Raw genomic sequence first — 25,963 nt, forward strand, 5'->3', positions numbered from 1 at the left:
TCCTTCGGGGCGTCGTAATCGCCTTTGACGGCCTTGACTCGCAGCGTTACGACCAGGCTGTCGCCGTCCCGCCTGGCAGACACAAAGGAGCCGCCGCTGACCTTCACGTCCGATTCCTTATAGCTTGCAAGGAAATAATCCTCGCTGACATCCTCGGGCTGCAGCGTCACGCGCATCTGCGGTTCGTCGGCAGCTTTTAGCTCCTTGTTTGAACCCTTGTTGACCCACTCGGCGTCCGTGACATGGTACTTGGAATTGCCGGCATTCACATTCACGCCGCCCTTTTCCGGCGTTCCGTCCCCGATGCCGATGTCCGGAAGGGTGGAACCGGCCTCCAGCCTGGAGTCCACGCGCACGCTGACCTTATTGATCGCCCTGGAAGCGGCCAGGGCCGTAATGGGAACCATCACTGCCATGCACAGTGCAAGAAGCGCGGCGCAGCGCTTTTTTAAACTTCCGGCTCTTCTGTCCATTCCCCATCCTCCTCTGCTCCCTCTTCTGGGCCGGCGTCCGGCACATAGCCCAGAAAATATACATATATTTCAACAACTGCCTGATATAATTCTTCCGGAATCGCGGCGCCCAGCTTCATCTGGCTTAGCAGGCTGGCCAAGGAATCATCCTCATACACCGGCACTCCCGCCTCTAACGCAGTCTCCGTAATCCGCTCTGCCATATAGCCCATACCGGACGCCACTACAATCGGGGCCCCGCTCTTCTCCGGATCGTATTTTAAGGCTACCGCCTTTTTCTGCATCAGCTCATCAAATTCTGACATTAATGCCTCTCTCCTTCTGTCTGAATTCCGGGAATGCCTCTTTAAGCCCAATCTCCTTTTCCTTTTTCTTCACAAGAATACGGTTCAGCCCCAGGCCGTTCTTCTTTAAGATTCCCGCTATGTTCTCCTGTATGTCTTCCTTCTCCCCGGACAGACGCTCGGGAACATAGAGCTGCATATCGATCTTGCGGTTCTGCAGCGCCATAACCATGTCGAACTTCCCAAGGTTCTGGACGTCGAATTTCAGCAGGAGCTTGATCTTCCTGGCCTCGTCCTCGCTGTCCTTCTTCGCGTCCGGGTCGATCCATACCTCGGACATAACCTCCTTTTCCTGAAAACGGAAGGGGAGCAGGATGTGCATCAGAGGAAGATACACGCTCTCATTGAGCAGCATCCCGTTAAATATATCGTAAAACTGCTGGATATTCTCCAGCCCGGCCTGGCCGTTGGCGCCTTTCATCAAAAGTGTGGAAAACGCGTCGGCAAAGCTCCTTCCGAATGTCTGACGGCCCAGGGCGCTCACTGTCTCCTGCAGATCCTCCTCCGCGTCGCCCTTGTACATCTGCTGAAAATCTTTATTTCCGATCATCCGGTTAAAAAGCTGCATGAGGCGGTCATGCCCGCCGTTTTCATACTTCACGGCATGAAAAATAAACATCATCGCAGCGTTGCGGATCGGGCCGTAGTCATGCGTGCGCGAAACGTAATTCGACAGAAACGGGATCAGGCGGCTGTTGATGACCTCCGTGTTGGCCTCCGTATTGCCATTCTGCGCCTCCCAGTCCATCTCCTGCACAAGCTGGTTAAAATCCTCACGGAATGAGCTCAGCATCAGACGGCTGATATCGCCGGTAAGGGAATGCATCTGCTTAAGCTGATGTTCTCCCGAAGAAAAGTCATTAAACGCCTTTAAAAATGCCGTCACCGAATCCTTCACGCCCTCCGGCGCATTCCGCGCCAGGAGATTGCGCAGGCCGTCAAACAGAGGGCCTGAAAACTTCACCTGGGCGGCCTGCTGCTCCTTGAGAAGCTGCATAAGCTCCTCCGGTGAATCGGTCTGGATCGAGGAAAAAAGCTGCTCAGCCAGATTACCGACCTCCGCCTTCTCGCCTGTGACGAGGCTGGCGAGGTCATCAAACATAAGCTGTTTTAAAAGTCCGGGAAGGCCCAGCGCATCCTCCAGCTTCTGCACAAAGGCCCCGTAATTACTCTCATAATCAATAATGCCAAACGCGCCTTCGCCCGTCGCGGTGCCGGCCTGGCCGTTCGTCTGGCCATCCGCCCGCACGACCCTGGTCGGATCAACGGGATTCTGGACATGCGGGCCGCCAGCCTCATTTTTAACCCCCTGGCTGTCGATAATGTTTCTATTGTTTATGGAAGGGGTCGTCACCTGCAAAATATTTGCCATAGCTCCTCCTGTCGTGCATGTTGTGTATAACCCATCTAATATATATCGGCGCAAATCACATTATTCATTAGTAATTTCCCTGTTTTTTTTACCCTGTAAAGCCATTATAAAAACCGATAATTTTGCCTCCAGACTTATTCTTCCAGAATTTTTGCCGATAATGTAGGTAAAGTATATATTTGACCCGTCGAAAGAAAGGAGGGCGGCATGAACGTTAAGCTTTATACAAGAGGTAGTGAATATACGGGTTTCCGCACCCTTACCACAGCGGCCGACAAGCCTTGCGCGGCGCCCGAAAAGACGGCAGGCAATTATGATAAAGTGACTATCCGCCGGCCGGCGGCAGGCAGCGAGTCCGGTTTTGCGCGCGCGCTGGCAAAGACGCTGAGTGAAAAGCTGGATGAAGGCGCCAGTCAGAGCGAGGTGATGCGGCTGAAATCGGCCGTTGCGTCCGGAAGCTATCACCCGGATGCGAGACACATTGCAGAGCGCATGCTTTGCTACCGTTAGAAAAGGAGTGTATATGGCGTTTACTGACAGCAGCACAGACGAAGCCGTTTCCGGCTTTTCCCATACACTGGAGCAGCTTCTGGGCCTGATGGTTTCCATCTCGGAGCTGGAGGAGGCCAAGGCGGAAGCCGCTTCCACAAGGCAGCATCAGAAGATAGACGGCTTCTTAAAAGAAGAGCAGGCTCTGATACTGAAACTGCGCGGCCTTGAGCAGCTCCGCATGAAGCAGGCCGGCGCGCTGGGATGGCAGGGGCTTACATTCCGTCAGATTCTCGAGAGGGCTGACGGCGGGCAGAAGGAGCTTCTGTCCCCTCTGTTTGATAAGATGAATTCACAGCTTAGGCGGCTCACTGATTCAAAGGATTCCGCAGATCGGATTCTCCGGCTGCGGCTAAAGGAGCTGGAGGAGGCTTTGGCAGGCTCTCCGCAGCCCCATCTGCATGATGCGTATGGCTAATCTTCGCGTCTTTGCCGTGATGCTGACCTGTTACCTGTAACCTGAATTTTGGAGGATATATCTATGTTAAGAGCTACTTTCGCCGGTTTTTCCACCGCGCTTTCCGCCCTGCAGGCGAATCAGAAGCGTCTGGACATCACCGGCCAGAACCTGGCAAATATGAATACGGTTGGCTATACGCGCCAGCAGTTGGAGACTTCCAGTTTAAATTATACGAACCCGATTTCCAAATATATGAGCAATCCCACATTCAACGTGGGATTCGGCACACAGATGAACTGTGTTTCCCAGATTCGCGACCCTTATCTGGATGCCCAGTACCGCATGCAGATGACGAAGTCCAGCTATACGGACGGCGTGCAGACAGCGCTGGATTCCTTATCCAGGATATTGGATGAGTCAAGTATTTCAGGTATCCAGAAGGCGTTTGACAATATTCAGTCCGTCCTGAGCAATATACAGGATTTAGCAAATGCAAACGACGCCGTGTTCGAGAGCGAGCTGCGCTCCCGTATGCAGGCTTTGACCAACCTGCTGAATGATTCTGCCAACAAGATTACAGAGGCAAAGCAGGATGAATTTGACCGGCTCAAGGGCGAGGGAACCAGCGAGCAGGGCGCAGTAGAGAAGGTGAATGATCTCCTGCGCAATATCGGTGATCTGAACGTCCAGATCAAGAGGAATCAGATCGTCGGCCAGCCAAGCCTCGAGCTGTTGGACGAGAGGAACCGGATGATCGACGAGTTATCCAGCTATATTCCGATTGAGGTCACGTATTATAAGGATGACGATCACAGCGGGACATATACCGCGCCGGACGGTTCCACCCGTGATAAGATGTACGAATACGATCAGAACGGCAAAGTGATTGGCAAAAAGGAATGGCCGGATGATCTGAGAATTACGATGTCTTATAAAGATCAGGACGGCAACACGAACAGCCTTATCCTCGTAAACGGCACAGAGGGCGGTCAGGGTAAGAATTATGCGGAAGCAACGGTAAACGGCACACGTGAGAATCCGGAAGGCGCCTCCATGACCTTCACCGGATGGGCTGCATACAATGCTGCGAACAAAACGCCTGTCACCATATCATCCGGCGATAATGCGAATCCCACGAATGCGCACAATTATCTGGAAGGCGGCTCTATCCAGTCCAGTATTGACATGCTGGCAGCGACGAAAGACGGCCCGGCTCATAAAAGTGTGGAATGCTATCAATATTATACTGAAAAACTGAATATGCTCGCAAATACCTTTGCAACTGTAATCAATACAATAAATAAAGATGGCAATGGCGGTCTGCAGGCTGATTTATTAAGCTCGAGAGATGGATCTGCCATCACTGCCGCCAATATCACAGTCAACACGGACTGGTACAGCGGCACGGTTCATTTCGGAAATACTTCACTCACCAAACCGGCCGGTTCTACAGACACTGCCCTGAATATGCTTGAGGCGATGAAGACACGTTTTGACGGCAACAGGGATATACAGGGTATTTTTGCTAATCTTGGCGTTGCCCTGCCGGATTTGGGCGATAAAACCTTTTCCGATTATATGACGAACGTTTCCACGGTTTTGGCAAATGATTCCCTGGCCAACCAGACTGCGCTTAAGACGAACGTTACTGTTTTAAACGGCCTTCAGGATTCGAGAGATTCTGTGTCCGGCGTGAGCCTGGATGAGGAGGCTTCCAATATGATGACCTACTTATCTGCTTATAATGCAGCCTCCCGGCTTATGACCGCATTGGATGAGGCCCTGAATACGCTGATCAACAACACCGGACTTGTAGGCAGATAACGAAGGATTGGAGGTAGGATAATATGCGTGTAACAAATCGTGTGACCAATACGGCGATGAACAGAAAGTATACCACCGGCGTGAATGATGTGCATGGCAGGCTGAACAAGGCCATGAACCGGGTATCCAGCGGAAAGGCATATGAAAACGCGGCCGAAAACCCCTTAGCTTATTATCAGGGGAAAAAGCTCGATAACCAGTATCAGGATGTTGAGAGTAAGCTGGAACTGATCTCGGATCTGGAAAAACGTCTGGAGGAACAGGAAGGCGGGGCCTATGCGATACAAAACCAGTTAGCAGAGGCTCAGAAGAAAGTCGTCTATATTACTTCTGACAGTAATAACGGCGAGCATACGGTAGCGACGGTCCGGGAGGATTTTGTCCAGAGAGCGCAGTTCATGGTGAATGAACTGAATTCCCAGTACCGGGATTACTATGTTTTCGGCGGCTGTGATGTAACTACGACTCCGTTCGAGTTATCGATTGAGACGAATCAGTCCGTTACATTAACTTATAACCATACGTTTCCGGGAACTACTACAGTTGAAACGATGAAGCTTACCTGGACACTGAATGGTGATAAGCTGGAGATGAATGAGGGTACGGCCGGAGATCTTGACAAAATTATTAACGCAATGCAGGAGCAGGGCCGTGTTGATATAGGTTATGGACTTATCTCTGACCGAAATACTCTGATGGACACGTATACAGGCGGTATGAATGTTCTTGCAGGATTAAGCTCTGATGCCGTTGTTGCCGGTATGAAGGGCGCTAACCCGGCTGATATGAAGCAGAAGGTTTTTGATCAGCTTAAGGAATCCCCTATCGGTCTCCTCGCGGAAGGTATTTTACGATGCGATGATCGTATGAATGGCGGCGATGCCGGAACTTTTTCCAACGGCATGAACGCGTTGATCAATACAATGTCCGATACCCATACACGGATCGGTATCGTATACAGTGATCTGGGCAACAAGTATTCTCTTCTGGAGGATATGGAATCAAAGCTGAAAAAACAGCATCAGTCCCTTGAAGCGCAGTACAAGGATAAACTCGGCGCCGATCCCTATGAGGCGATCATGGATATGTTTTCTGAGCAGTATTCCTATTCCGCCTGCTTACAGCTCGGCTCCAGGATGATGCAGTCCTCGCTGTTTGATTTCATCCGATAGTCTGTACTACTATATTACAATTAAGGAGGTGTTTCTATGGGTCAGCTTATCAGAGCTACGACTACTCCAATTGAGATCATTCGTTTTTCTCAGAATGCACGGCTGATCCCTTCCAATATGGTCGATGTTGAACGCCGAAAGGTGATAGCCCGGCATAATGCGTTCCAGCATCAGACCACAGGCGGCGCATCCGTTGATATGAATTTTATGAGCCGTGTAAACAGAACCTTTTCCGCCAGGCAGCATACGTCTCCGGCTGTTCCGGAGCCAGTGGATCTTCCGAAGGCTTCTTCACATTCTTCCGCACAGGGCGCGGCTGTCCGCCAGCAGGCGGCATACAGCCGCCGGATTTCATCTGTTCCGGCAGCGGAGCAGGCGGCAGAACTGCCGATACCGTCCGGAGCCGCCCAGACAGAGGTATCCTTTTCTGATGTGGACGCTGTATCCATGCCGCTTGACACTCAGTCCCAGGCCGCATACACCGCTCAGAGAGGCGCTTTTGAATTGCGCGTGGCAAAGGGCGAGCTTTCGTATGTGCCTGCTATGGTTATGACGATTGTGACACAGCTCCCGCAGGTTAATTTCGAGTATATCGGCGGATTTAACTATGTACCTCCCGATTGGGGCCAGCCATTGGGCAGTAACTTGAATTGTTCGATTTAGGAGCGTTTTATATGACTATTCATACTGATTATTACGGTGAAGTAGAATATGAGAAGGAGGATCTGGTATTCTTTGCGGACGGCCTGTTTGGTTTTCCCGAGCTGCGCTATTACCTTCCACTCTATCTTGAAGATGGGGATGAGTCTGTTATACTGATGCAGTCCACAGAGAATCCGGATATCTCTTTTGTAACTATGAACCCTATGTCCTTTTATCCGGATTACCAGCCCTGTCTTAAGCCTGAGGAGCTTTCTATCCTGTCAGCTCAGGACAGCGGAGATCTTTCCTATTATGTCATCTGTGTGATGAAAGAGGATTACCTTGACAACACGGTCAATTTAAAATGTCCCCTGGTTATCAACCCTGGCACGCGCACAGGTATGCAGGTGATACTGGAAGGCTCTCATTATGGCTTTCAGCACAGGCTCGGTTCTTTTGTAAATGCAGATTCTGAAAACAGAGGTGACACAGATGCTGGTTCTACGACGTAAAAAGAATGAGAGTATTTTGATTGGTAATGATATTAGAATTACGATACTTGAGTGTGCCTCAGACGGAATCCGCATTGCGATCGATGCTCCTAAACAGATTTCTATTATACGGGAAGAGCTGTCACAGGCCGAGCTGGCGAATAAAAGCGCCATTTCTCCTGCAAGCAGTTCTGTCCGTTCCTTTCAGGCTGCCATGGCCAGACATACTCAGAACACGGATGCGTCTATGTCAGCCCAAAGCGAATAGCCTCTCTTCGATGGCTAATAATATGATGATAAAAAAAGATATCAGGATGCGCAATGATGCCGCTGTCCTGATATCTTTTTTCCTGTTCATGCGCGCTTAACCATCTCCCCCAGCGCCTATTTCCTCATTTTTATCATCCCGCTGATCAGCCTTGTTCCGCGTATCAGCCAGCTTACCGGAAGCAGTATGGGGGCCTTCTCCAGCCATGGATACATGGAGCGCATATAGGAGAGCTCCGGAAAGATCCAGCTCATCTTCTTTTTGAAACGTTCCACGCGCTTTTCAAATTCCATTTTTATGCGCTGCAGCTTTTCAGCACGCCTCTCCCGCTCCTCCTCACGCTGTATCTGGCGGGTGAGCTCAAGGGCCTGGGTATCAGATTCCTTGTTGAGCGCGCCGCGGCTGAGTATCCTGTTCTCCAGCACATCATATACGGACATATCATCCCGGGGACCGAATATCTGTCTGCTTCCTTTATCCCCAAACCACATATAACCAATAGACAGGAGCTTTGCCGCCAGTTGATCAATCTGAAGCTCAATCAGCATATGCTTTATGAAATCCTGATTTAACTGTTCGGCCCACGCCCTGTGGTAGAGATATAAATCCAGAATCTCCCGTATCAGCAGTTCATCTGTCACATAATGGTACACTGCCTGCGCCATTCGGAACACAAAACGATCGGAGGCTGACATTCCTCTGATATACTGATACGATTTTTGAAGAGTCGCCCGCTCCAGAAGATAAAGCATCGTCTTCTTATATAAGCTGGTGATGAATGGCAGATCGTGGTAAATCTCTATCGTAAAGCCAGACACACGTTTCAGCCGTTCTCCGCAGCCTGAATAAACCCGATCCGTCTCATATCCGAGATCCACTAAATAGCCCTTTGTAAAAATATAGCTCTCCATATCCATATAGAGGATAAGGGGACTGTTCGACGCCATCTCCGGTACCTGATACAAATCTCTGACGGCCGTAGAGGCCAGAATGATACAGGAAATCTCCTTCATCTCTAAAAGAGTCAGTATCTCTTTTTCTGCGTCGCTGCATATCTCACCAAACAACAGGCTTTCCTGGTAGCGCTCAAAAAAGCGCTCCCGCCATCGCGCGGGCACATGCTCGTTCTTCCCCAGAAGCCCGATATACACCATATTGGCCAGCCTGTGGTAATCTGCATTGCGGTATATCTTCTCCCAATTTAATCCGCCGCGAATCGGGCTTAATGCATCCTGACGGATAATCGAGCCGGCCATATTAACCAGAAAGCGCCCTTCAAATATTAATTGATTCATTTTCTCACCCACATCAAGCGCAAGCGCTTATATCATCCTTGCTCCTTCCGGATAAGGGATAGAGCTGTACACAATCGTATACAGCTCTATCCCTACAGGCTAATATCCGCTTATACGGACAAGCCTGCCTGCCCGGCCGCCCGCAGGAATATAATGTTATGCCAATGTATTAAGAAGCATGCCAACTGCATAGTAATTGCTCAGGTTAAACGCCCCGCCTCTTGCAAATGAAGAGAAATACTGGAAGCTTGAAGAACCGATGCCTTTGGTTACAGCCGATGTCACGGAATCAGAATCGGAGCCTGACCCCTGGCCATTGGACAAATCCTTGTCTACGATGCTCTGTACCGAGTCCGACAGCGCGCTGTCCGCTCTGGTAGCCGCCTTCTGGGCAATCCCAAACTGTCCGCCGATCATATCTCTGGTCCAGTTATAATCATTTTCAAGAGATTCCTTTAATTTGTCCTCATCAACGTGCATCTTGCCATACTCGTCAAAATTAATACCAATTGCAGCGAGGGTCTTTTTGTCCGCCATCCCGCGCTGGAACGATGCCAGATGGGACGCCGCGCCTGAACCCCTGCCAGCGTTGGCAGAAAGCATGGAGGTAACGGAATTGTACTTATCAACCAGATCCTTTACAGCAGCGACAACGTCATCCTCGTCCACACCGGTGTAAACATTCGTCTCTCCGGTTGCTTTGAGCTTTGCGTCGATCCTGCCGTAATCCAGAGTGATATCATTCGTCGATGAGCGGTACTCCTGGGTATAGCCATTCTCTGTCACTGAATATACAGCGTCCTGCGCCGCCACGGATGCATTCTCAATGCCTGCCGCCGCGCCTGTCTTGCCCTCAACCGTGAAGCCCTTGGACTCCCCTGTATCCTTTGCGGTAAGAACCAAAGAAACCTTGCCCTCCACATTGGATACCGTCGCTCTCACGCCGAGATGCGAGTTGGCATTGATCGCTTTTGCCGCATCCTGATACATGTCATTGTAGGTCCTTGCAGAGCCGTCCTTGTTTGTGCTGCTGATCGAAATCTCCGCACTCATACCGGAAGCCCCGGTAATCTTAAACTCCATGTCCGCGCCTGCTTCAACCTTTTCCTGGGAATAGTGGGCTGCGCTTTCGTTCTTCTGCGCCTGCGCTAAGGACGTCACGTTTAACGTGATATCCGTGTTTCCATTCAGACGCCAGTTGCCTTTTACCGAAGCCACATCCTCGTTCGTCGAAGCTGCCTTGAAATCCGTGAAAACGTTCTTACTGTTTCCATAGATCAGCTTTGACGCCGCGGACTCAAGTGCTGTGAGCTCTGACTGATAATCTCTCAGAAAACTCTCTGTACTCGAATACGATGACTTCACACTGCTCGTACTGGAACTCGACGAACCGGATTCAAGCTTTTTCTTTGCCTCTTCAGCCGCGCTCGCGCTGTTCTTTGAATACTCCAGCCAGCGCATCTGGTTAAGAGAACTCGCATACTGATAATTGTAACTGCCGATTCCACTAATTGCCATAAATGATTCCTCCTTTCATTTTAATAGGCCATATCTCAGCCACGCATCCCTTCCATATCTGAAATATGGTTATCTATCTGTCTTTCCGTAGAAAGACTTATCGCCGCCCACCCTGCGGTTTAGCATCCGATCCCTTTCCTGGATTTCCCTAAGGAGCGTCCTGCTTTTACGGCGGATTTCGTAAATCTTCTGCTCCTCAAAGCTTCCTGGAGGACGGGCGGCAGCGGGATCAGACGTCATCAACTGACGCACCATACCGGCCTCTTCCTGGCCCTTTTCTGCCATAAGCCAGATTTCCTGCTGGCATCTCTCCATATTTTCTATCTCTTCTGCACGCATATCCAGGAGAAGCGAGGCCGAAACCTCGTCTCTCCTGGATACGGCATTCTGAATCTCAGACGTCAGCTTTCCTATCTCCTGAAGGGAACGATAGCGTCTCTGGAGAAGAATCATTATTCGTTCCAGATCAAGCTTCATATCTCCCTCCTACCCCTGAACGCTCTTCCTTTGCACATAGTGGGAATCCGAAACCTTACGCCCTGCCTGTTCAAACGCATCTCGCAGCTCAGACAGGATATGACTGATACGCCCAATCTCATCCTTACGGCGCTCGCGACCAGACTTAATCAAACTCACATCATAAATCAGATACGTATAAATATCCCACAAATCCTGTGCCAGAGGCTGGCGCATATCCAATATATCAATCAAATAACGGACAATCCTGGTAGTACGCCGCAGGCAATCCTCAAATATCGCATAATCCTTATCCCCCAACGCTATCTCGGCTTTGGAGAGGCGGCTGATTGCCTCGTCATAAAGCAAAAGCAACAATTCTAAATTGCTCATAGAATAGATACTTTGTTCTTTATACTTCTGGTATCCAGGCATGATACTCCTCCTACATTATAAAAATATAGCTTTACATCGATCCGGTTAAGCTGGAAAGAGCACTGGACTGGGAATTCATCTGGCTGATCAGGGTTTCCATCGATGAAAACTGGCTGATATAGCGATCCTGCTCTGTGGAAAGTCTCTTTTTAAGCGTCTCTAAATCCTGCTGCATCTGTTCAAGCTGTTTATAAATCTGGTTATTGGTAAGGCTGCGGGACAATTTTTCAGTTCCTGCCACTTCGACTAAGCTGCCATTCGAGCCGCCGTGCTTATAAGAAAATCTGGTTGCATAATTACTCAGGACATTATTAACTGTTCCAATCACACCAGTCTTTCCATCGCCATTGCCGCAGATAACAGACGCAACCTTATCCGGATCATTCTTCATGGCATCCTTAAATTTTGTCTCATCAAATGTAAGTGTACCGCCGCTGTAAATATCGTCGGAAATGCTGATCCCAATCTCCTGAAGGGCTTTCAGATCCACGCCATTCTTCTTCATATTGACGATCATACTCTGGATACTGTCGCTCAGTCCGCGGAGATTGCTGTCACCAAATAACAGGCCCTGCTTCGCTTTCTTCTCCCAGTTTTCAATGGAGGTTTCGCTCATCTCATCCTTCTGCTCGTCGGTCAGAGGACCGTAATCTTTGTCCGGACGGGTGGTCATCTCTGAATTCACTGCGCCTGCAAGGGCATTGTACTCATCAATAAACTTCTTCACGCGCTCCGCAGCACCGTCCGCATCCGCCTTGGCGTTGAAAGTGATCGCCTTGCTGGAGTCATATTTATCAATCGCCTTGTCATAGCCGAACTCACCGCTTACCGTTATCTTCAATCCTTCTAAATTTATCGTATTTGTTGTGCTCTCAACGATCGTGGGCTCACCGTTTCCGTAGCTGACAGCTATCTCCGCATTTTTTCCATCCTCTGCTTTGAAGCCTTTGTCTGCCGTACCGCCAAAGATTATCGTTGCCGCATTCGCCGCCGCCTGTGTCGCCGCATCTGCGCCAGCGTCGGCAGATGTGGATATTTCTCTTCCTTTTCCGGTTTCCGAAGCTAACAGGGTAAACTGATTCGTTGCGCTCATATAAGTTGCTTTTACGCCTGCCTTACTGGAGTTGATGGCGTTCATCATCTGATTAACTGTCGTATCTGCGTTAATGTCAATCTTCACTCCATTAATCAGCAAACCGTCCTTCAGGGCTTCCCTGCGGCTGGCCTCATCCTTAATGTTTTTATCAAATCCAAGCTTTTCCCAGTTTGACAATATACTGGAGTCCAAATCGATCTTATTGGACATGTTTTCCAGGCCAAGCAAATTTCTCATTTCCTTTGAACTGCTGCTCACGGTCAGAGTTGTCTTCTCCGACGCATTGTCGCCCAGTTTAAAAGTCAGTTCTCCGTTCTCGCTCGACGCCACTACATTATTCTTACCAAATGCATCCTCAAGGCGTTTATTAATATTCTCAACAAGCTGTTCTACGCTCTTTACGCCTGCCTCTGCCTCTTTTGCGGTAATCAGCTCAATCTGCTTTGTCTGGCCTCCAAATGTGACGCTTACCTTCTTCCCCGTCATGTACTCTTCCAAACTCTGTTTTTTGACAGAGCTTTCTTCCAGAGTCTTGTCAACATGGGAATTAAAGTCTGCGAAAGAAACTCCCTTGCTGGTATCCAGCGCCGTCGTCCCATCCTTCTTTGCATTAAAGCCCAGAGCGGACATGGCGGAAGAAAATCCTTTTACCCGCAGTTCTCCCCCCGCAGATTTATCGCCTGCTTCAAGCTGAAAGTTCCCACTATCATCAATCTTAAATTTCACGACATCTTTCAGAAAAGTTTTCGTACCTTCCAGTTTTGTGTCGGACTGCTGCAGAGCTTCGTTCAGCTGATCCTCCAGCTTTTTTCTGCCTTCTGCCGTTGACAAATCGGCTGTGGTATAATCAATCGTTACGGTCTCTTCCCCGATGACCTTCCCGTCCTGATCCTTTTTCTCAACCTTATAAGAAGTGGGGAATGTAAAGCTGGCTGAATTTACAAATTTTCCACCGTCTACATCTGTCCAGATTCCGAACTGGAGACTGGTTCCCGCCAGATTGGATGTTCTGCAGGTTCCCTCCGTATCAAGTCCCGTCGTATCGTTTACTTTTCCAAAGCTGATGTTAGAAGTTTCCTTTTCGGCGGATCTCATGTAGGCCGAAGAAGCCGTCTGCTTCACGCCCCGTATAGAGATGTAATCCAGCATCTGGGAATTGCCTGTGGCAGTGATATACTTTGTCACACTCGAATCGCCCAGTGCTGTAACCTGATTTTTGGAAAAAAAGCTGGGATCAATCAGGCTCGTAGTGGAGGAGTATGAAAAATAATTGTCCTCCATATTTATAATCTTGTCAATAACGTTCCGATATGCCTCCTGCTTCCACTGCAGACTGGTAATATCATTCTTTTTATTTGTTATCTTCGTGGTGGTTCCTAACGTCATCTGCTCAATGATAGAGTCACGATCAATGCCGGTCGCCATACCGCCAAATCCTCTCAGGCTGGTATTGCCAAGGCCGCTTGCTCCTGATACACTTGCCATCTGTCATTCTCCTTTCCTATATCTATCTTCTCTGTAATACAGGCTCTGCATTTTCATATCCATGATGAAGCCTTATTCTTCTATACTATATCTATCGGCGATTTTTTCAGGAAAATAATCTGGCGGAGTTAAATTTCTGTGACGCGGCCAGGTTTTATTCCGAATTCCGCAATCCGGCGGTATGTATCCTGAACAGCGGGGAGCAACCTGCACCCACACCCCTTACCCCCGCCAACAGCGACAAAAAAGCGCAGGTACCAAATCATCCCTGCGTTTTTTTGTCTGCATACCCCCTGCTCACCGCAGCACATCCCCTGTGATCTCATATTCTTTATGCCGCGGTTTTTCCTTCACAAGCATACATGCTTTCACAATTTCCGTAATGATCCTGGCCCGGTTTCTGCTTTCATAGTATCCGATGATAGGAGCAGTCGGGCTGCTGTCCACCACCACGTATTTGGGCGGCAGGCAGGTCAGGCATAATGCTATGACATCCGCGCAGCATCTGCTGCAGGTGCATACATCGTACTTTTCCATCTGATCTTTCAGATTTGTCCTTCCCAGCACCTTCTCCACCACGTTTAATATCTGGTATTCTTTTTCCTGAACCGGACTCATATCTCCGGACGCAGGCGTCTGCTCCTGCACAGGTGAGGGGCCAGCGCTGACGGCGCTATCCGTTTCGGACGCGGACTCCTCCAAAGCCTCTGCGCTCTCATCCGGCGCGCCGCCTTCCTGCAAAATCTCCTCCTGGGGCGGTTCTGTTTCAGCCGCCTCTTCTGCCGGAACAGCCGGCTCCGCTGCGGCCGGTTCCGTCTCCTGTTCCGATATATCCTGTTCGGATTCGGAGTCTGACACATCATCAGCCGGCTCTGATAAGCGGCTCTCAGCCTGCCCTTCCTCTCCTACAGCGACGCTGCTCTCCGGCTGGCTTCCGCTTTCCACAGCGCTGTCGCTCTCCGGCTGGTTCCCGCTTTCCACAGCGCCTTCGCTCTCCAGCCGCTCCGCCTCCGGTGCTTCCGGTTCACTTTTTGCCTCTTCTTCCGCCGCCTGCAGCAAGGTCTGCTCCAGATGTTCCTCAAGGCGTCCTTTGATCTCTTCCGATATCTTATCGCTGTCGCTGTCATCGACTACTATCACTTTTTTGTCGGTTCCCGCCTGCGGCGCTGCCGGAGCGGCCGCGCCTGCTCCCGGGGACGCTGTCTGGGCAGAAACCGACGCTGCCGGGGCGGATCCGGGAGCAGCCTCGCCTCCGGCCTGTGACAGCGCTCCAGCCGGCGCTGCGCCGGATTCCCCGGCGTTCTCCGCCGGCGCGTTCAGGCCGCCATCTGTCTCCGGATTCCCGGCCTCTGCGTCTTCCGCTGCTTTTGTTTCCGGCTCCGCCGGAGCGCCGTTGGTAATCAGATTGAGCACATGCGAGGTTTTATTCGTTTTCCTGGCCATCTCCCAACACCTCCTTTAAGTGAATCGTATCTGCTATTTCTTCCAAAAATTCCCTGTAATCCTGTACGGCGGCGGAACGGGGATTGTATTCAAAGATACTTTCTCCATGCGCAGGCGCTTCGGCGACTGCCACTCCGGTCCGGATCTTGGTTTCAAAGACCTTTGTCCCAATCTGATCGGCGAGCTGCTGCGCCATCTCTAAGACATCCCTGGAAAGCAGGGTACGCTTGTTAAAACGGTTTAACAGGATTCCCAGTACATTCAGCCTTGGGTTTAAAGAGTCGCGGACCGATTCAATGGTTTCCTTAAGCTGGGAGAGCCCGACCAGGCTCAGGATGTCGGAGGCCATGGGGATGATGAGGAAATCGGATACAGCGTAGGCATTTACAGTCAGAAGATTCAGGGCCGGAGGAGTATCGATGACCACATAATCATATTCCCCGATAACAGGGGCGAGCGCGTCCCTCAGGATATATTCTCTGTGTTTTGTCGCGACCTGCTCCAGGCCCCCGCTGCTTAAGGTGATGTCAGAGGGGAGAATATCACAGATTTCTGTTTTATGGATTGCCTGCCGTGCGGACATCCGTCCCTTAAGAGCGTCCAAAACCGTAGGACCATTTGACAGCTCCGCGCCCAGGCAAAAGCCTAAGTTACCCTGCGGATCTAAATCAATACATAATATACGCCCGCCGGCTAAAGCGATCCCTGCGGCCAGTGCCGCTGAAGTGGTCGTTTTCCCGACGCCGCCCTTCTGATTTGTTACAGTGATAATCGTAGCCAAAGCATTACCTCCGAGTCTTCCTTTGTTTGATACTGTTCTCTGTTATGATTCCCATAGAAGCAGCTCCGCCTCGCTGGGAAACATATCAACCGTCTGATTAATATTGTCCTCTGTAAGGAATATAACCGGATTCGGGAGCGGGCTTCCGGCGTCCGCCGCGGCTTCTGCAAGCCCCTCGTCCCATTCCTCGCGGCTGCTTTCGCTGCCGTTGATATAGAACAGAGGCGTATCCCAGTCGTCCTGTCTTGTCGTAAAGTGCCAGACATTATCAAAGAAAAGCCCCCCGTCGTCCAGGAGAAAATAGTCTTTATCCCAGCCGTTGCCGTAATCCGATACCAGCCAGGTCGTCTCTGTCTCAGCATTGCGTGCCAGCCATGTGGCCTCTGTTCCCTCCGCATCCGCCAGGGCGGCGGGAACGAGCTCTGCCTCATCCCTGTCCCATATGCCGATATACAGCATACGGCGGGGCGCGGAGGCGCGATCCACGACCGCCAGATCCTTGTAACCGTCGCCGTTTAAGTCTGCAATCACAAAACCCGGGCGCTGCGATGCGTCCGCCTGTTTAAATTCTTTGCTCTTTAAATAGGAATTGAGCTGCTTTTTCATATCCTTGCGCCAGTCGTCATACTTCTCCAGGATCACGCCGTCCGAGCCCACAAAATGGCCGTCATGCGTAAAGGAATTGTAGCGTTTGGCGCCGTCGTCTCCCAGATAATATTTGTTTCCGTCGTCCTTATCTTTATACCATCCGGTTTTCATATAGCCCTTGGAATCAAAGTAGTATTCCTTTCCGTCAACTTCAACCCATTTATCCTCAGCCGGTTCGTCCGGGGCGTACATATACATCCAGTGCTTCCCGTCCTCAGACATATCCCAGTCGCCGCCATAAGCAGCAAAAGGGCCTGCGGCTGCAGTCAAAGCCGCCAGGCAGAGGGCGGCAGAAAGCAGACGTCTTTTACCGGTTTTTTTTCTGTTTTTCATGTGCATTCTCCCCTCTCCTTCTCTGCTCTGACATGAGCCCTTTGTCCGGCGCCTTCGCCGGGCTCTCCAACACGCTGTTTTTACTCTGAACCGCCTTACTCTTCCGGCTTGTTCTGTATAAATTTTGCCAGCAGCTCATCCAGAATCATCACGAGATGGCCGATCTCCGGTTTCGTGAGCTGTTCGTCCGCGCCCAGCTCTTTTCCTTTTTTGCGCATCTGCTCGTCAATCAGGGATGAGAAAATGACAACCGGAATCTTTTTAAGCCTTGGGTCGGTCTTGATGAGCTTGGTCAGACGGTGTCCGTCCATCTCAGGCATCTCAATATCTGTGATGACCAGATTCACCTCATCGTAGAGGTTCGGAGCGTCCTTGATGGAAGAAAGATAATCCCAGGCCTCCTGCCCGTTTGTGAAATCGCGCAGGTTGGTAAAACCGGCTCTCTCAAGGGAATCATCGATCATTCTGCGCAGCAGGATAGAATCCTCTGCGATCACGATCGGGCAGTCGCATAACGGGCGGTCGCCCAGCTCTTCGATCTCAGACATCTGGATCGTGGTTTCCGGCGCAATCTCCGCTACGATCTTTTCAAAATCCAGAATCGTTACGAGCTGATCCTCGCACTGGGCGATTCCTGTGGCTACGCTCTCGTCTCCGTTGGAAATCGTCTTATCCGGCTTCTGGATGTCTTTCCAGGAGATGCGGCTGATTCCCTCAATGCTCTGCACGCGGAACGCCACGGTCATGCGGTTGAAGTTTGTCACGATAAACAGATCCCTGGGGCCGTTCTCAATCCGCTCGCCGGACAGGTAGTAGGCTAAATTAATCACAGTGATGAGCGTATCCCTGGGCTTAAAGATACCCTCTACCGCCGGGTTGGCGTGCGGCATGGGCTTTACCTTCTCGCTCATGATAATCTCCTGTACCTTTGCTACATTGATTCCGTAGAATTCTCCCAGAACCCGGAATTTCATGACCTCAATCTCATTCGTACCGGACTCCAGAAGGATACCTTCTTTGTTCTTATCTTTCTTCGCCATCGTTTTCTCCCCTCTCTACAAATGCCTCTCCGGCCTTCCAAAGGTGCGGACCCCCACATCGCCTGTCGCCAGATCAATATACATCGTCCTGGCATAGGATGCTCCGGTATCCTCTCCGGAAATACGGAGGCCCTCCTCCATCAGTACCTTTTTTACGCTGACTGTGTTTCTTTGTCCAATATTTCCGAAATCGGAATTTCCGCTGATCTCGAACATCTTTGCACCGCCGGCTATCTTTACCACCGTCCTGGATTTTACCATCCCGAAGGCGGACATCTTGCGTACCGTCTCATGAATTCCTGAATCCGCATATTTAAAAACATTCGGATCCGATGCATTAAACCTTGCAGGCAGCATTATATGCAGCAGGGCTCCCAGCCGGATAGCCGGGTCATAAAACGATATTCCGATGCAGGACCCCAAAGCGTACGTGATGATGCGCCCCTCTCCCCTGCTCAACTTCATATCTCCAATTCCTACTTTTAATTCCTTTTGCATCACTATGAGACTCCTAATTTATCCAGAATATCGTTCAGAGAACGGATGTCAGGGAGCATGAGAAGCCAGTCTGAAAGCTGCTTCCCGTCCATGACAAAATCTGCATTACAGTACATCAGCTTGTCAGTTTCATATCCGTACTCTGCGATGGGCACGGTCAGAATCGCCCCCAGCATGTTCATCGTCGCGCTGGGTACGGACAGCTCAATATCTACGTTCACAAGCTGTGAAAAGGCGTTGATATAGGAGCAGATGATAATATTACCGATCTCGGTCAGGGCTGATCTGGCGAGCTCATCCATTTCCTCAAAGCCCTTATAGCTTTCCCCAATCATCTTCTCAAGGACCGTATTGGCAAAATCGAGATTGAACAGGAAAAGCATCAGCCCATCCACATCTCCCGACATCTTTACCAGAGTGGCGGCAACGATCTGCTCCATATCCCCAATCCTGTCCACAGCCTCCTCATAGCCTAAAATATTGACCTGGGGAATGGTGATCCGTATCTCTTTCTGAAGCATCTTGGATAATGATGTGGCAGCATGACTGGTTCCGATACTGCCAATTTCCCTCATCACATCCAGCTCCTGAAGGTTCATGTCGTCATAACTCCTGAGTTTCATATCTTATCTGCTCCTCGTCTTTCTACCATCAGCCTCTTAAGTTATTGATGGTGTTTGTGATCTCGTCTGAGGTCTGTACCATCTTCAGCGCGTAAGAAAAGGCGCGCTGGCACTCAATCAGACGGACATATTCCTTAGCAACGTCCGTGCCGGATGCCTCCAGGGCCCTGGATGCCAGGATGGGCTTTTCCACCAGCGTTGCCTCCATTCCCTCGTCCATCGGCACATATTCGTTGTCCCCCACGCTCATCAGCCGGCTCGGATTCCGGAAAGTATAAAGGCTTATTCTCGGGCTGTCGTCATCCTCGTCGTCCTCGTCGTCGTCTTCCTCCACCTCTTCCTCGTAATCCTCCTCCATCTCGGCCTGCATCTTTTCCACGTCCTTTACCTCTAACTGCAGCGGCTCCTGGTTCTGATCAAGCACCAGTTTTCCGGACTCAGTCATGAGATAAAAGCCATCCTCCATCTCCGCGCGGTAGAAATGCCCGTTGCGGGTATACGTGATCTCGTTTGTCTGCGGATCCCGCAGCATGAAGAACGCATTGGGCTGCATGATGGCATAGTCATACTCGCTCTCTGTCTGGACAACAGGCGCCACGTCAAAGCCTGTGTAGGTTCTCTCAACCCTCATGCCCGCTCCGGCCTGCAGCTCGGTCACCGCGTCCGGCGAATCATTTAAATTGTAATTGATAAGCTCCGAAAATACCGTGGTTTTTGGCTTAAAACCCGTGTTATTCACGTTTGCCAGGTTATTTGATATAACGCTGAGCTTTTCGGTGCAGTTTGCAGCGCCCAGAGCGCCTACGTAAAATGACATATCCATCTTGGCTTCCTCCTTAACCCTAGCTTATCCTGCCGATATCCGTCGCGGATCTGCTCATGATCTGATCATACATCTTGAGAACCTGCGCGGCGCTCTGCAGCGCCCTCTGGGAGGACATCATGGATGTCATCTCCTCAACCATATCCACATTCGATTTTTCAATCGCCTTCCAGACAATGGGAGCCGCCGCCTGGCCTTCCCCGGGCACAATCTGCGCCTGATCCGTGGAAATCAGGCCGTTATCCTCTTTGTGGAGCTGATCGTAATCCGCAAAATCCACTACCTTTAACGTGCCGTAATCCCTTATCTCCGTCTCCACCTCGCTGTCCTCGTCGCCGCCCCCTGTGGTGATGGTGACCGTGATATGGCCTCTGCCGTCTACCGTAAAGTTCTCATTGTCAATCTGGATGGGCTGGTTGTCTGTGGAAAGCACCCGCCCGAAGTGATCCAGAACCAGAAAGCCCTCCTGATCCACGGAAAAGGAGCCATTTCTCGTATAGCGCTCCCCTGCCTCGGTCTGTATGCAGAAAAAGCCGTTTCCGCCGAGGGCAAAATCATAGATCCCGTCTGTCTGCTCAAAGCCTCCCTGCGTATAATTCACATAGGTTCTCTCCGCTGTCTTGATCTTTGACGTGGTTGCAAGAGGAGTCGGATCCTCTTTTTTCGTTCTTCCGGTCCGGTAGAGCATCTCCTCCTGAAAGGTACTGCTCACCATCTTGTCGCTCTTATATCCGGCGGTCTGTATATTAATCATATTATTACTGATCACGTTCAGATTCCTGCTCTGTGTCAGCATACCGGACGCAAGATTATAAAATCCCTGATACATCGCTGTCTCCTCCCTTATAGATGTGTATTCATATAGGCCTTCAGCTTGCGGATCGCTCCGCTGTGGATCTGGGAAATCCTTGGTTCGCTGACCTCCATCACCTGTGCAATCTGGCTCATATTCAGTTCTTCCACGTAATAAAGCGAAATAACCATCTGTTCCTTTTCTTTTAGGCTTCCTATGGCCTCTGTCAGGATCCTCAGCGTTTCCTCCCGGAGAAAGGCCCGTTCGGGCTGGGAGGCGATATCCCTGCTGGGGATCTGAACCGGCTGGCGCTCATCGTCGTCGCCTGTCATCATATCCAGGGACAGCACATTGACCATAGCGCTCATCCGCTGGATCTTCTGGCACTTTTTGAGATCCATCTGCAAATGCCTTGCGATCTCCTCGTCCGTGGGCTGGCGCCTCAGCGTCTCTGACAGATGAAGCCTCGCCGCCTCAATGGATTTGTTCTGCCTGTGGTAATCTCTGGGCATCCAGTCATTTTTCCGAACCAGGTCGATCACCATGCCGCGGATGCGCCTTGATATAAAAGTTTCAAATTTGTTGTCTTTTTCCGGGTCATACCGATCGATTCCCTTCATTATGGCAATGACCCCTTCGTTGATAATGTCTTCCATCTGCATGATGCCGGAGTAAAGGTTGTGCATCTGCACCGCTATCGCCCGCACGATATATACGTACCGCAGGGTCAGCTCCTGCTTGACAGGCTGGCTCTGATCCCTCTGATACAGGGCGAACAGCTCTTCATTCGTCTTTTCCTTTAACTCATCCAACTGCTGCATCTATCATCACCCTTTGCCTCAATTCCCTCTAAAGCCTGGTGATTCCAGCTTCAGGCTGCCTATTGACTGTATCTGGATATTGTTTGAAATCTCATTGAAGGAAAGTATCCTCACATTCGGATAAAACTGGTCGATCAAACGGTAAAAATGCATCCGCATCACCTGAGATGTCAGGATCACAGGCGTCTGCGTCAGGCCGTTGAACTTCTTAAGCTGCTCCGCAAGCTGGCGTATCAGGCTCTGGAGCACATCCGGGCTCAGCGCCAGGTAGAAGCCGTTCTCCCCCTTTGCCAGGGAGCCGACCATGGTCCTCTCCAGCTCCGAATCAAGCGTGATCACCTTCATACTGCCATCCTCGCAGTACATACGGGTAATCGTGCGCTTTAAGTTACTTCTGATCTTCTCAATGATCGCATCAATATCCTTCACAGGAAGTCCTGTCTCCGTAATGGCCTCGATCGTCGTCTCTATAATCGTCTCCAGATCCTTGATCGGAACGCCTTCTTTTAAAAGGCTTATCAGGATGCGCTGGAACAGGCTGTAGGTAACAAGCTGCGGGAACGCCTCCTCCACCAGTTCAGGCGCTGACTTTTTCACATTCTCGATCAGGTGGATGACCTCCTGCCTTGTAATCAGCTCATAGGCATGCTGTTTGATTACCTCCGACAGATGCGTTACCATAACGGACAGGGGATCAATGACCGTATATCCGTAAAGCTCCGCCTTTTCCCGGTCCTCCGGCCGGATCCACCGGCTGGGAATCCCGTAGGCAGGCTCAATCGTCTCAATACCGTCAACCTCCCGCTCGAGATGCTCCGGCTCCAGGGCCAGGAAATAATCCATCAGGATCTCTCCGCGGGCAACTTCCTCCCCCTTTATTTTAATACAATATTGGTTGATACTCAAGCCCGAACTGTCGCGAAGGCGGATGGACGGGATAACAAATCCCATATCCTGCGCGTACTGCCTCCGGAAAATCACGATACGGCTTATCAGCCGTCCTCCCACGGATTCGTCGGCAAGAGGAATCAGGCTGTAGCCGAACTCCATCTCCACCGGCTCCACCGACAGAAGTGTGTAAACATTATTGACATCCTTGAAGTATTCCTCCTCTGTAACCGTCTCCGGCGCGCTCTCTGCGGGAGCTTCTTCCCCGGCCGCGCCGGAGCCGCTCTCCTGAAAGAATGCCTGTGAGGCCCGCGACGGCTCTTCCTGGATCCGTCTGCCAAGGAAATAACCGCCTGTGATCAGGGATACCGATACAAGCCCCATCTGGATGATTGGCATGCCCGGTATCACGGTCAGGATCGCCACCGCTGCGCCGCTGACCATAATCGCCTGCGGCTGAGCCAGGAACTGTTTGGAAATATCCTCATTGAGGCTTCCCTCTGCGACAGCCCTGGTCACGATCATGCCGGTCGCCGTGGAGATCAGCAGGGACGGGATCTGGCCCACCAGCCCGTCGCCCACGGTCGCAATGGAATACGTGTTTAATACATTCCCGATCGTATCTCCTGACTGGACGATTCCGATGATGCTTCCGCCGATCAGGTTGACGGCAGTGGTGATAAGAGACATCACCGAGTCGCCCTTTACGATCTTCGTGGCGCCGTCCATGGAACCGTAGAAGTCAGCCTCTCTCTGTATCTTTTCTCTCCGTATCTTCGCCTGCTGTTCGTCAATCAGGCCGGAGCTTAAGTCCGCGTCGATCGCCATCTGCTTACCGGGCATAGCGTCTAAGTTAAACCTGGCGGCCACCTCGGCCACGCGCTCCGCGCCCTTGGTGATAACAATGAACTGCATGAGTACAATGATCAGGAAGATGATAATACCTACCACAACATTTCCCTGCAGGACGAAATCGCCGAAAGCCTTAATCACATGCCCCGAGGAACCGCCGCGGCTTAAGATGTTTCTGGTGGTCGATACGTTAATCCCTAACCGGAACAGGGTGGTAATCAAAAGCAGGGACGGGAATATCGCAAATTCCAGCGGCTCCCTGATGGTCATGGTTATCACCAGTATCATCATTGATAAGGATATATTCAAAATAATCGCCACATCCACCAATGCCGGAGGCATGGGTATAATCAGCAGCAACACGATCGTGAGTACAAATAGTACCACTGAATAGTTTAGTAACTTTTTCATTCTGCTTACTCCATATGTCACAATTTATTGAACATATCCTCCCTGTTCGTCGCCTTGTATATATAAACCAGAAGTTCCGCTATCGCGCCGTAAAATTCGGCGGGTATCTCCCGGTCCAGCTCACAGGAAGCATATAATGCTCTGGCAAGGGGCCTGTTCTCTATCACAAATACCCCGTGTTCCTCTCCCACCTTTATGATACGCAGCGCCAGCTTATCCTGGCCCTTGGCCAGGACCACAGGCGCAAGGTTCTGATCCGGATCATACTTGAGGGCAACCGCAAAGTGGGTCGGGTTTCTTACAATCACATCCGCCTGCGGAACCTTCTGCATCATACGGCTCATAGCCATCTGTCTCTGCAGGCGGCGGATACGGCCCTTGATCTCCGGATTTCCCTCGGTCTGCTTGTATTCGTCCTTAACCTCCTGCTTGGTCATCTTCAGCTCTTTCTCATATGTCCATCTCTGATAGAGGTAATCAAAAAATGCAACCACAGTAAAGGCCAGGGCCACCTTGAGAATCAGATTGAATATCCGGTTCAGCATGAAAATCGCCGAATTAAAGGGAACCATATCGATCGTCCTGGAAACCGGCGTCAGATCCCCCTTTATTATGTTATAGAGAATGGCCAGAAGTATGCTGATTTTAATCAGGTTTTTGATCAGCTCAACCGCCTTCTTTAAGGAAAACATATTTTTAATACCCTTTAAAGGGTTCAGCTTGCTGAATTTGGGCCTTATTACCTTAAAGGATACATTAAAGCGCGTCTGTATGCCTCCTGCGATAATACCGCAGACCATGGCCACCAGTAAAAGCGGCAGGGCGCATTTTGCAAAGGCAACCACCGTAGCCATAAACAGCTTATAAGACAGGAAGGAGCTCGAAATCTGGCCGATTCCGCCGAACACCCACTTCATGTAATCGCGAAGCGTCCTGTAAATGAGCGGCATCATAATACGCGCAACCCAGAAAACCCCTACCAGCATCACGACGGTAATAACATCCCGGCTCTGGAATACATTACCTTCTTTTCTCGCGTCGCTCCGCCGTTTACCAGTAGGCTGTTCGGTCTTTTCCTGACCGTTGCTCTCCGCCAAGCCCTCACCACTTCCTTTCTGCTGCAACCGGCGCGATCCGGACCGTTCCTCTTACGCCCCCGGCCTGACCAGCATCGCCAGCCCTTCCATAGACAGGTACATATCATTCAGGATCGCGTACAATTTATCTGACATGGGGCTGAACATGAACAGAAGCATAAAAAGCCCCACGATAATTTTCATCTGGAAATTGATCGAAAACACATTAATCTGGGGGATCATCCTCATCAGAATCCCCACCGCAGTCTCCGCAAGCAGCTCCATGGCGATAATCGGAAACGCAAGCTGCATTCCAAGCAAAATCCCCTCGCGGAACATGTCCAGCACAGCCGCGGCAAGCTCCGGCCGGAAGGTAACGGTCCCAAAGGGAACTGCCCGCGCAGAGTTAAAATAAATGGCAAGCAGGCGTAAATGCCCGTTTGAAGCAAAAAAAAGCAGTACCAGAAACGCATTATAAAGGCCCGCAGTAATCGTCATCTGGCTGCCGTGGATTGGATCATAAACCTGAGCCATATTTAAGCCCATGACCGCATCCATAATCGAAGTCCCAAACCGCACCGTCATAAGCGACAGCTCCATGGCAAACCCCAGGGTCAGGCCGAAAAACAGCTCCATTAAAAGCGCGGCTCCATACTGTATCAGACTGTCCGGCCGGACAGACGCCGCGTCCGGAAAGCTTAAATAAAGCATCACCGAAAGAACCAAAATAAACGCCGCCCTTGCTGTCCTGGGCAGACCGGACTGGCTGAAAATGGGGTTCAGGGCTATCGCCCCGCTCATGCGCATCACAATGAGGGAAAATAAAAACAGCATCTATCCTATCCCCCGGCTACCATGGAAAAAATCCCACGGGTAAAATCCTGCAGCATCACCAGCATGGTGCTCCCCAAAAAACCCATCATCGCCATAATCGCCAAGAGCTTTGGCACAAAGGTCAGCGTCTGTTCATTAATCTGCGTGGCGGCCTGAAAAATGGCAATCAGCACGCCCACAACCATACTCACAACCAGAAAAGGCAGCGCAAGCTTCAGCGCAAGCTGAAACGTCTGATACATCACATCCAATACTTCTAAGTTGCTCATTACAGCCTCC

At 50.7% G+C, this 25,963-nt stretch carries 27 protein-coding genes and 1 pseudogene; 7 read left to right on the top strand and 21 right to left on the bottom strand.

Going from position 1 to position 25,963, the window contains the following annotated elements:
- The 3 genes and pseudogenes from NFS31_RS03990 to NFS31_RS04000 form a co-directional block, all read right to left on the bottom strand.
- A pseudogene (locus NFS31_RS03990) lies at window positions 1–473 on the bottom strand (N-acetylmuramoyl-L-alanine amidase family protein); the annotation flags it as partial.
- Entirely contained in the window at window positions 449–778 is a 330-nt protein-coding gene (locus NFS31_RS03995) for an EscU/YscU/HrcU family type III secretion system export apparatus switch protein (RefSeq protein ID WP_160225349.1), read from the bottom strand. The pseudogene NFS31_RS03990 and the gene NFS31_RS03995, both read right to left, overlap by 25 nt.
- On the bottom strand, window positions 765–2,189 hold the full coding sequence (locus tag NFS31_RS04000) for a hypothetical protein (protein ID WP_251491878.1): 1,425 nt from the start codon (window positions 2,187–2,189) through the stop codon (window positions 765–767). Before NFS31_RS04000 ends, NFS31_RS03995 begins: the two co-directional genes overlap by 14 nt.
- 207 nt (window positions 2,190–2,396) lie before the next feature.
- Here NFS31_RS04000 and NFS31_RS04005 point away from each other — a divergent pair, with 207 nt between their 5' ends.
- The 7 genes from NFS31_RS04005 to NFS31_RS04035 all read left to right on the top strand — a co-directional run bounded on the left by NFS31_RS04005 (window position 2,397) and on the right by NFS31_RS04035 (window position 7,535).
- The gene (locus NFS31_RS04005) at window positions 2,397–2,699 is read left to right on the top strand and encodes a flagellar biosynthesis anti-sigma factor FlgM (RefSeq protein ID WP_251491880.1); all 303 of its coding nucleotides are present in this window, start codon (window positions 2,397–2,399) and stop codon (window positions 2,697–2,699) included.
- A 13-nt stretch (window positions 2,700–2,712) separates the two neighbouring features.
- Entirely contained in the window at window positions 2,713–3,156 is a 444-nt protein-coding gene (gene flgN / locus NFS31_RS04010; RefSeq protein ID WP_251491882.1) for a flagellar export chaperone FlgN, read from the top strand.
- Window positions 3,157–3,219: 63 nt separating this feature from the next.
- The gene (locus NFS31_RS04015) at window positions 3,220–4,962 is read left to right on the top strand and encodes a flagellar hook-associated protein FlgK (RefSeq protein WP_251491884.1); all 1,743 of its coding nucleotides are present in this window, start codon (window positions 3,220–3,222) and stop codon (window positions 4,960–4,962) included.
- Between the two features lie 23 nt (window positions 4,963–4,985).
- Entirely contained in the window at window positions 4,986–6,134 is a 1,149-nt protein-coding gene (locus NFS31_RS04020) for a flagellin N-terminal helical domain-containing protein (RefSeq protein ID WP_251491886.1), read from the top strand.
- Window positions 6,135–6,170: 36 nt separating this feature from the next.
- Complete coding sequence (locus NFS31_RS04025) at window positions 6,171–6,797, top strand: hypothetical protein (RefSeq protein ID WP_251491888.1); 627 nt, start codon at window positions 6,171–6,173, stop codon at window positions 6,795–6,797.
- Window positions 6,798–6,808: 11 nt separating this feature from the next.
- On the top strand, window positions 6,809–7,288 hold the full coding sequence (fliW, locus tag NFS31_RS04030) for a flagellar assembly protein FliW (RefSeq protein WP_160225342.1): 480 nt from the start codon (window positions 6,809–6,811) through the stop codon (window positions 7,286–7,288).
- A complete protein-coding gene (locus NFS31_RS04035) occupies window positions 7,269–7,535 on the top strand; it encodes a carbon storage regulator (RefSeq protein ID WP_160225341.1) in 267 nt (88 codons plus the stop codon). Before fliW ends, NFS31_RS04035 begins: the two co-directional genes overlap by 20 nt.
- 116 nt (window positions 7,536–7,651) lie before the next feature.
- On the opposite strand, the gene NFS31_RS04040 is transcribed toward NFS31_RS04035, so the two are convergent.
- The 18 genes from NFS31_RS04040 to fliQ form a co-directional block, all read right to left on the bottom strand.
- Entirely contained in the window at window positions 7,652–8,830 is a 1,179-nt protein-coding gene (locus NFS31_RS04040) for a nucleotidyltransferase family protein (protein ID WP_160225340.1), read from the bottom strand.
- Between the two features lie 156 nt (window positions 8,831–8,986).
- Window positions 8,987–10,348: a flagellar filament capping protein FliD gene (fliD, locus tag NFS31_RS04045; protein WP_251491890.1), complete on the bottom strand. Its 1,362-nt coding sequence runs from the start codon at window positions 10,346–10,348 to the stop codon at window positions 8,987–8,989.
- Window positions 10,349–10,417: 69 nt separating this feature from the next.
- Window positions 10,418–10,825, bottom strand: a complete 408-nt coding sequence (locus tag NFS31_RS04050; RefSeq protein ID WP_251491892.1) for a hypothetical protein — start codon at window positions 10,823–10,825, stop codon at window positions 10,418–10,420.
- A 9-nt stretch (window positions 10,826–10,834) separates the two neighbouring features.
- Complete coding sequence (locus NFS31_RS04055) at window positions 10,835–11,239, bottom strand: flagellar export chaperone FliS (protein ID WP_251491894.1); 405 nt, start codon at window positions 11,237–11,239, stop codon at window positions 10,835–10,837.
- Between the two features lie 31 nt (window positions 11,240–11,270).
- Window positions 11,271–13,820, bottom strand: coding sequence for a flagellar filament capping protein FliD (gene fliD, locus NFS31_RS04060; protein ID WP_251491896.1), 2,550 nt, complete (start codon window positions 13,818–13,820; stop codon window positions 11,271–11,273).
- A gap of 297 nt (window positions 13,821–14,117) precedes the next feature.
- Complete coding sequence (locus tag NFS31_RS04065; protein WP_251491899.1) at window positions 14,118–15,263, bottom strand: late competence development ComFB family protein; 1,146 nt, start codon at window positions 15,261–15,263, stop codon at window positions 14,118–14,120.
- Window positions 15,244–16,044, bottom strand: coding sequence for a ParA family protein (locus tag NFS31_RS04070; protein ID WP_251491901.1), 801 nt, complete (start codon window positions 16,042–16,044; stop codon window positions 15,244–15,246). Before NFS31_RS04070 ends, NFS31_RS04065 begins: the two co-directional genes overlap by 20 nt.
- 42 nt (window positions 16,045–16,086) lie before the next feature.
- Window positions 16,087–17,025: a hypothetical protein gene (locus NFS31_RS04075; RefSeq protein ID WP_251491903.1), complete on the bottom strand. Its 939-nt coding sequence runs from the start codon at window positions 17,023–17,025 to the stop codon at window positions 16,087–16,089.
- A gap of 95 nt (window positions 17,026–17,120) precedes the next feature.
- A complete protein-coding gene (locus NFS31_RS04080) occupies window positions 17,121–18,065 on the bottom strand; it encodes a chemotaxis protein (protein ID WP_251491905.1) in 945 nt (314 codons plus the stop codon).
- A gap of 15 nt (window positions 18,066–18,080) precedes the next feature.
- Window positions 18,081–18,566, bottom strand: coding sequence for a chemotaxis protein CheD (locus NFS31_RS04085; protein ID WP_251491907.1), 486 nt, complete (start codon window positions 18,564–18,566; stop codon window positions 18,081–18,083).
- On the bottom strand, window positions 18,566–19,186 hold the full coding sequence (locus tag NFS31_RS04090; RefSeq protein WP_251491909.1) for a chemotaxis protein CheC: 621 nt from the start codon (window positions 19,184–19,186) through the stop codon (window positions 18,566–18,568). Before NFS31_RS04090 ends, NFS31_RS04085 begins: the two co-directional genes overlap by 1 nt.
- A gap of 28 nt (window positions 19,187–19,214) precedes the next feature.
- On the bottom strand, window positions 19,215–20,009 hold the full coding sequence (locus NFS31_RS04095; protein ID WP_251491911.1) for a flagellar hook-basal body protein: 795 nt from the start codon (window positions 20,007–20,009) through the stop codon (window positions 19,215–19,217).
- A 19-nt stretch (window positions 20,010–20,028) separates the two neighbouring features.
- Window positions 20,029–20,838: a flagellar hook-basal body protein gene (locus tag NFS31_RS04100; RefSeq protein WP_251491913.1), complete on the bottom strand. Its 810-nt coding sequence runs from the start codon at window positions 20,836–20,838 to the stop codon at window positions 20,029–20,031.
- Between the two features lie 14 nt (window positions 20,839–20,852).
- Window positions 20,853–21,623: a sigma-70 family RNA polymerase sigma factor gene (locus tag NFS31_RS04105; RefSeq protein WP_251491915.1), complete on the bottom strand. Its 771-nt coding sequence runs from the start codon at window positions 21,621–21,623 to the stop codon at window positions 20,853–20,855.
- 18 nt (window positions 21,624–21,641) lie between these two features.
- On the bottom strand, window positions 21,642–23,774 hold the full coding sequence (flhA, locus tag NFS31_RS04110) for a flagellar biosynthesis protein FlhA (protein WP_251491917.1): 2,133 nt from the start codon (window positions 23,772–23,774) through the stop codon (window positions 21,642–21,644).
- 17 nt (window positions 23,775–23,791) lie between these two features.
- Complete coding sequence (flhB, locus tag NFS31_RS04115) at window positions 23,792–24,871, bottom strand: flagellar biosynthesis protein FlhB (protein WP_251491919.1); 1,080 nt, start codon at window positions 24,869–24,871, stop codon at window positions 23,792–23,794.
- A gap of 51 nt (window positions 24,872–24,922) precedes the next feature.
- Window positions 24,923–25,684, bottom strand: coding sequence for a flagellar biosynthetic protein FliR (locus NFS31_RS04120; RefSeq protein WP_251491921.1), 762 nt, complete (start codon window positions 25,682–25,684; stop codon window positions 24,923–24,925).
- 5 nt (window positions 25,685–25,689) lie between these two features.
- Window positions 25,690–25,953: a flagellar biosynthesis protein FliQ gene (fliQ, locus tag NFS31_RS04125; protein WP_251491923.1), complete on the bottom strand. Its 264-nt coding sequence runs from the start codon at window positions 25,951–25,953 to the stop codon at window positions 25,690–25,692.
- Window positions 25,954–25,963: the final 10 nt, after the last annotated feature.

This window comes from Otoolea muris (assembly GCF_943193115.1).
Classification (GTDB): domain Bacteria; phylum Bacillota; class Clostridia; order Lachnospirales; family Lachnospiraceae; genus Otoolea; species Otoolea muris.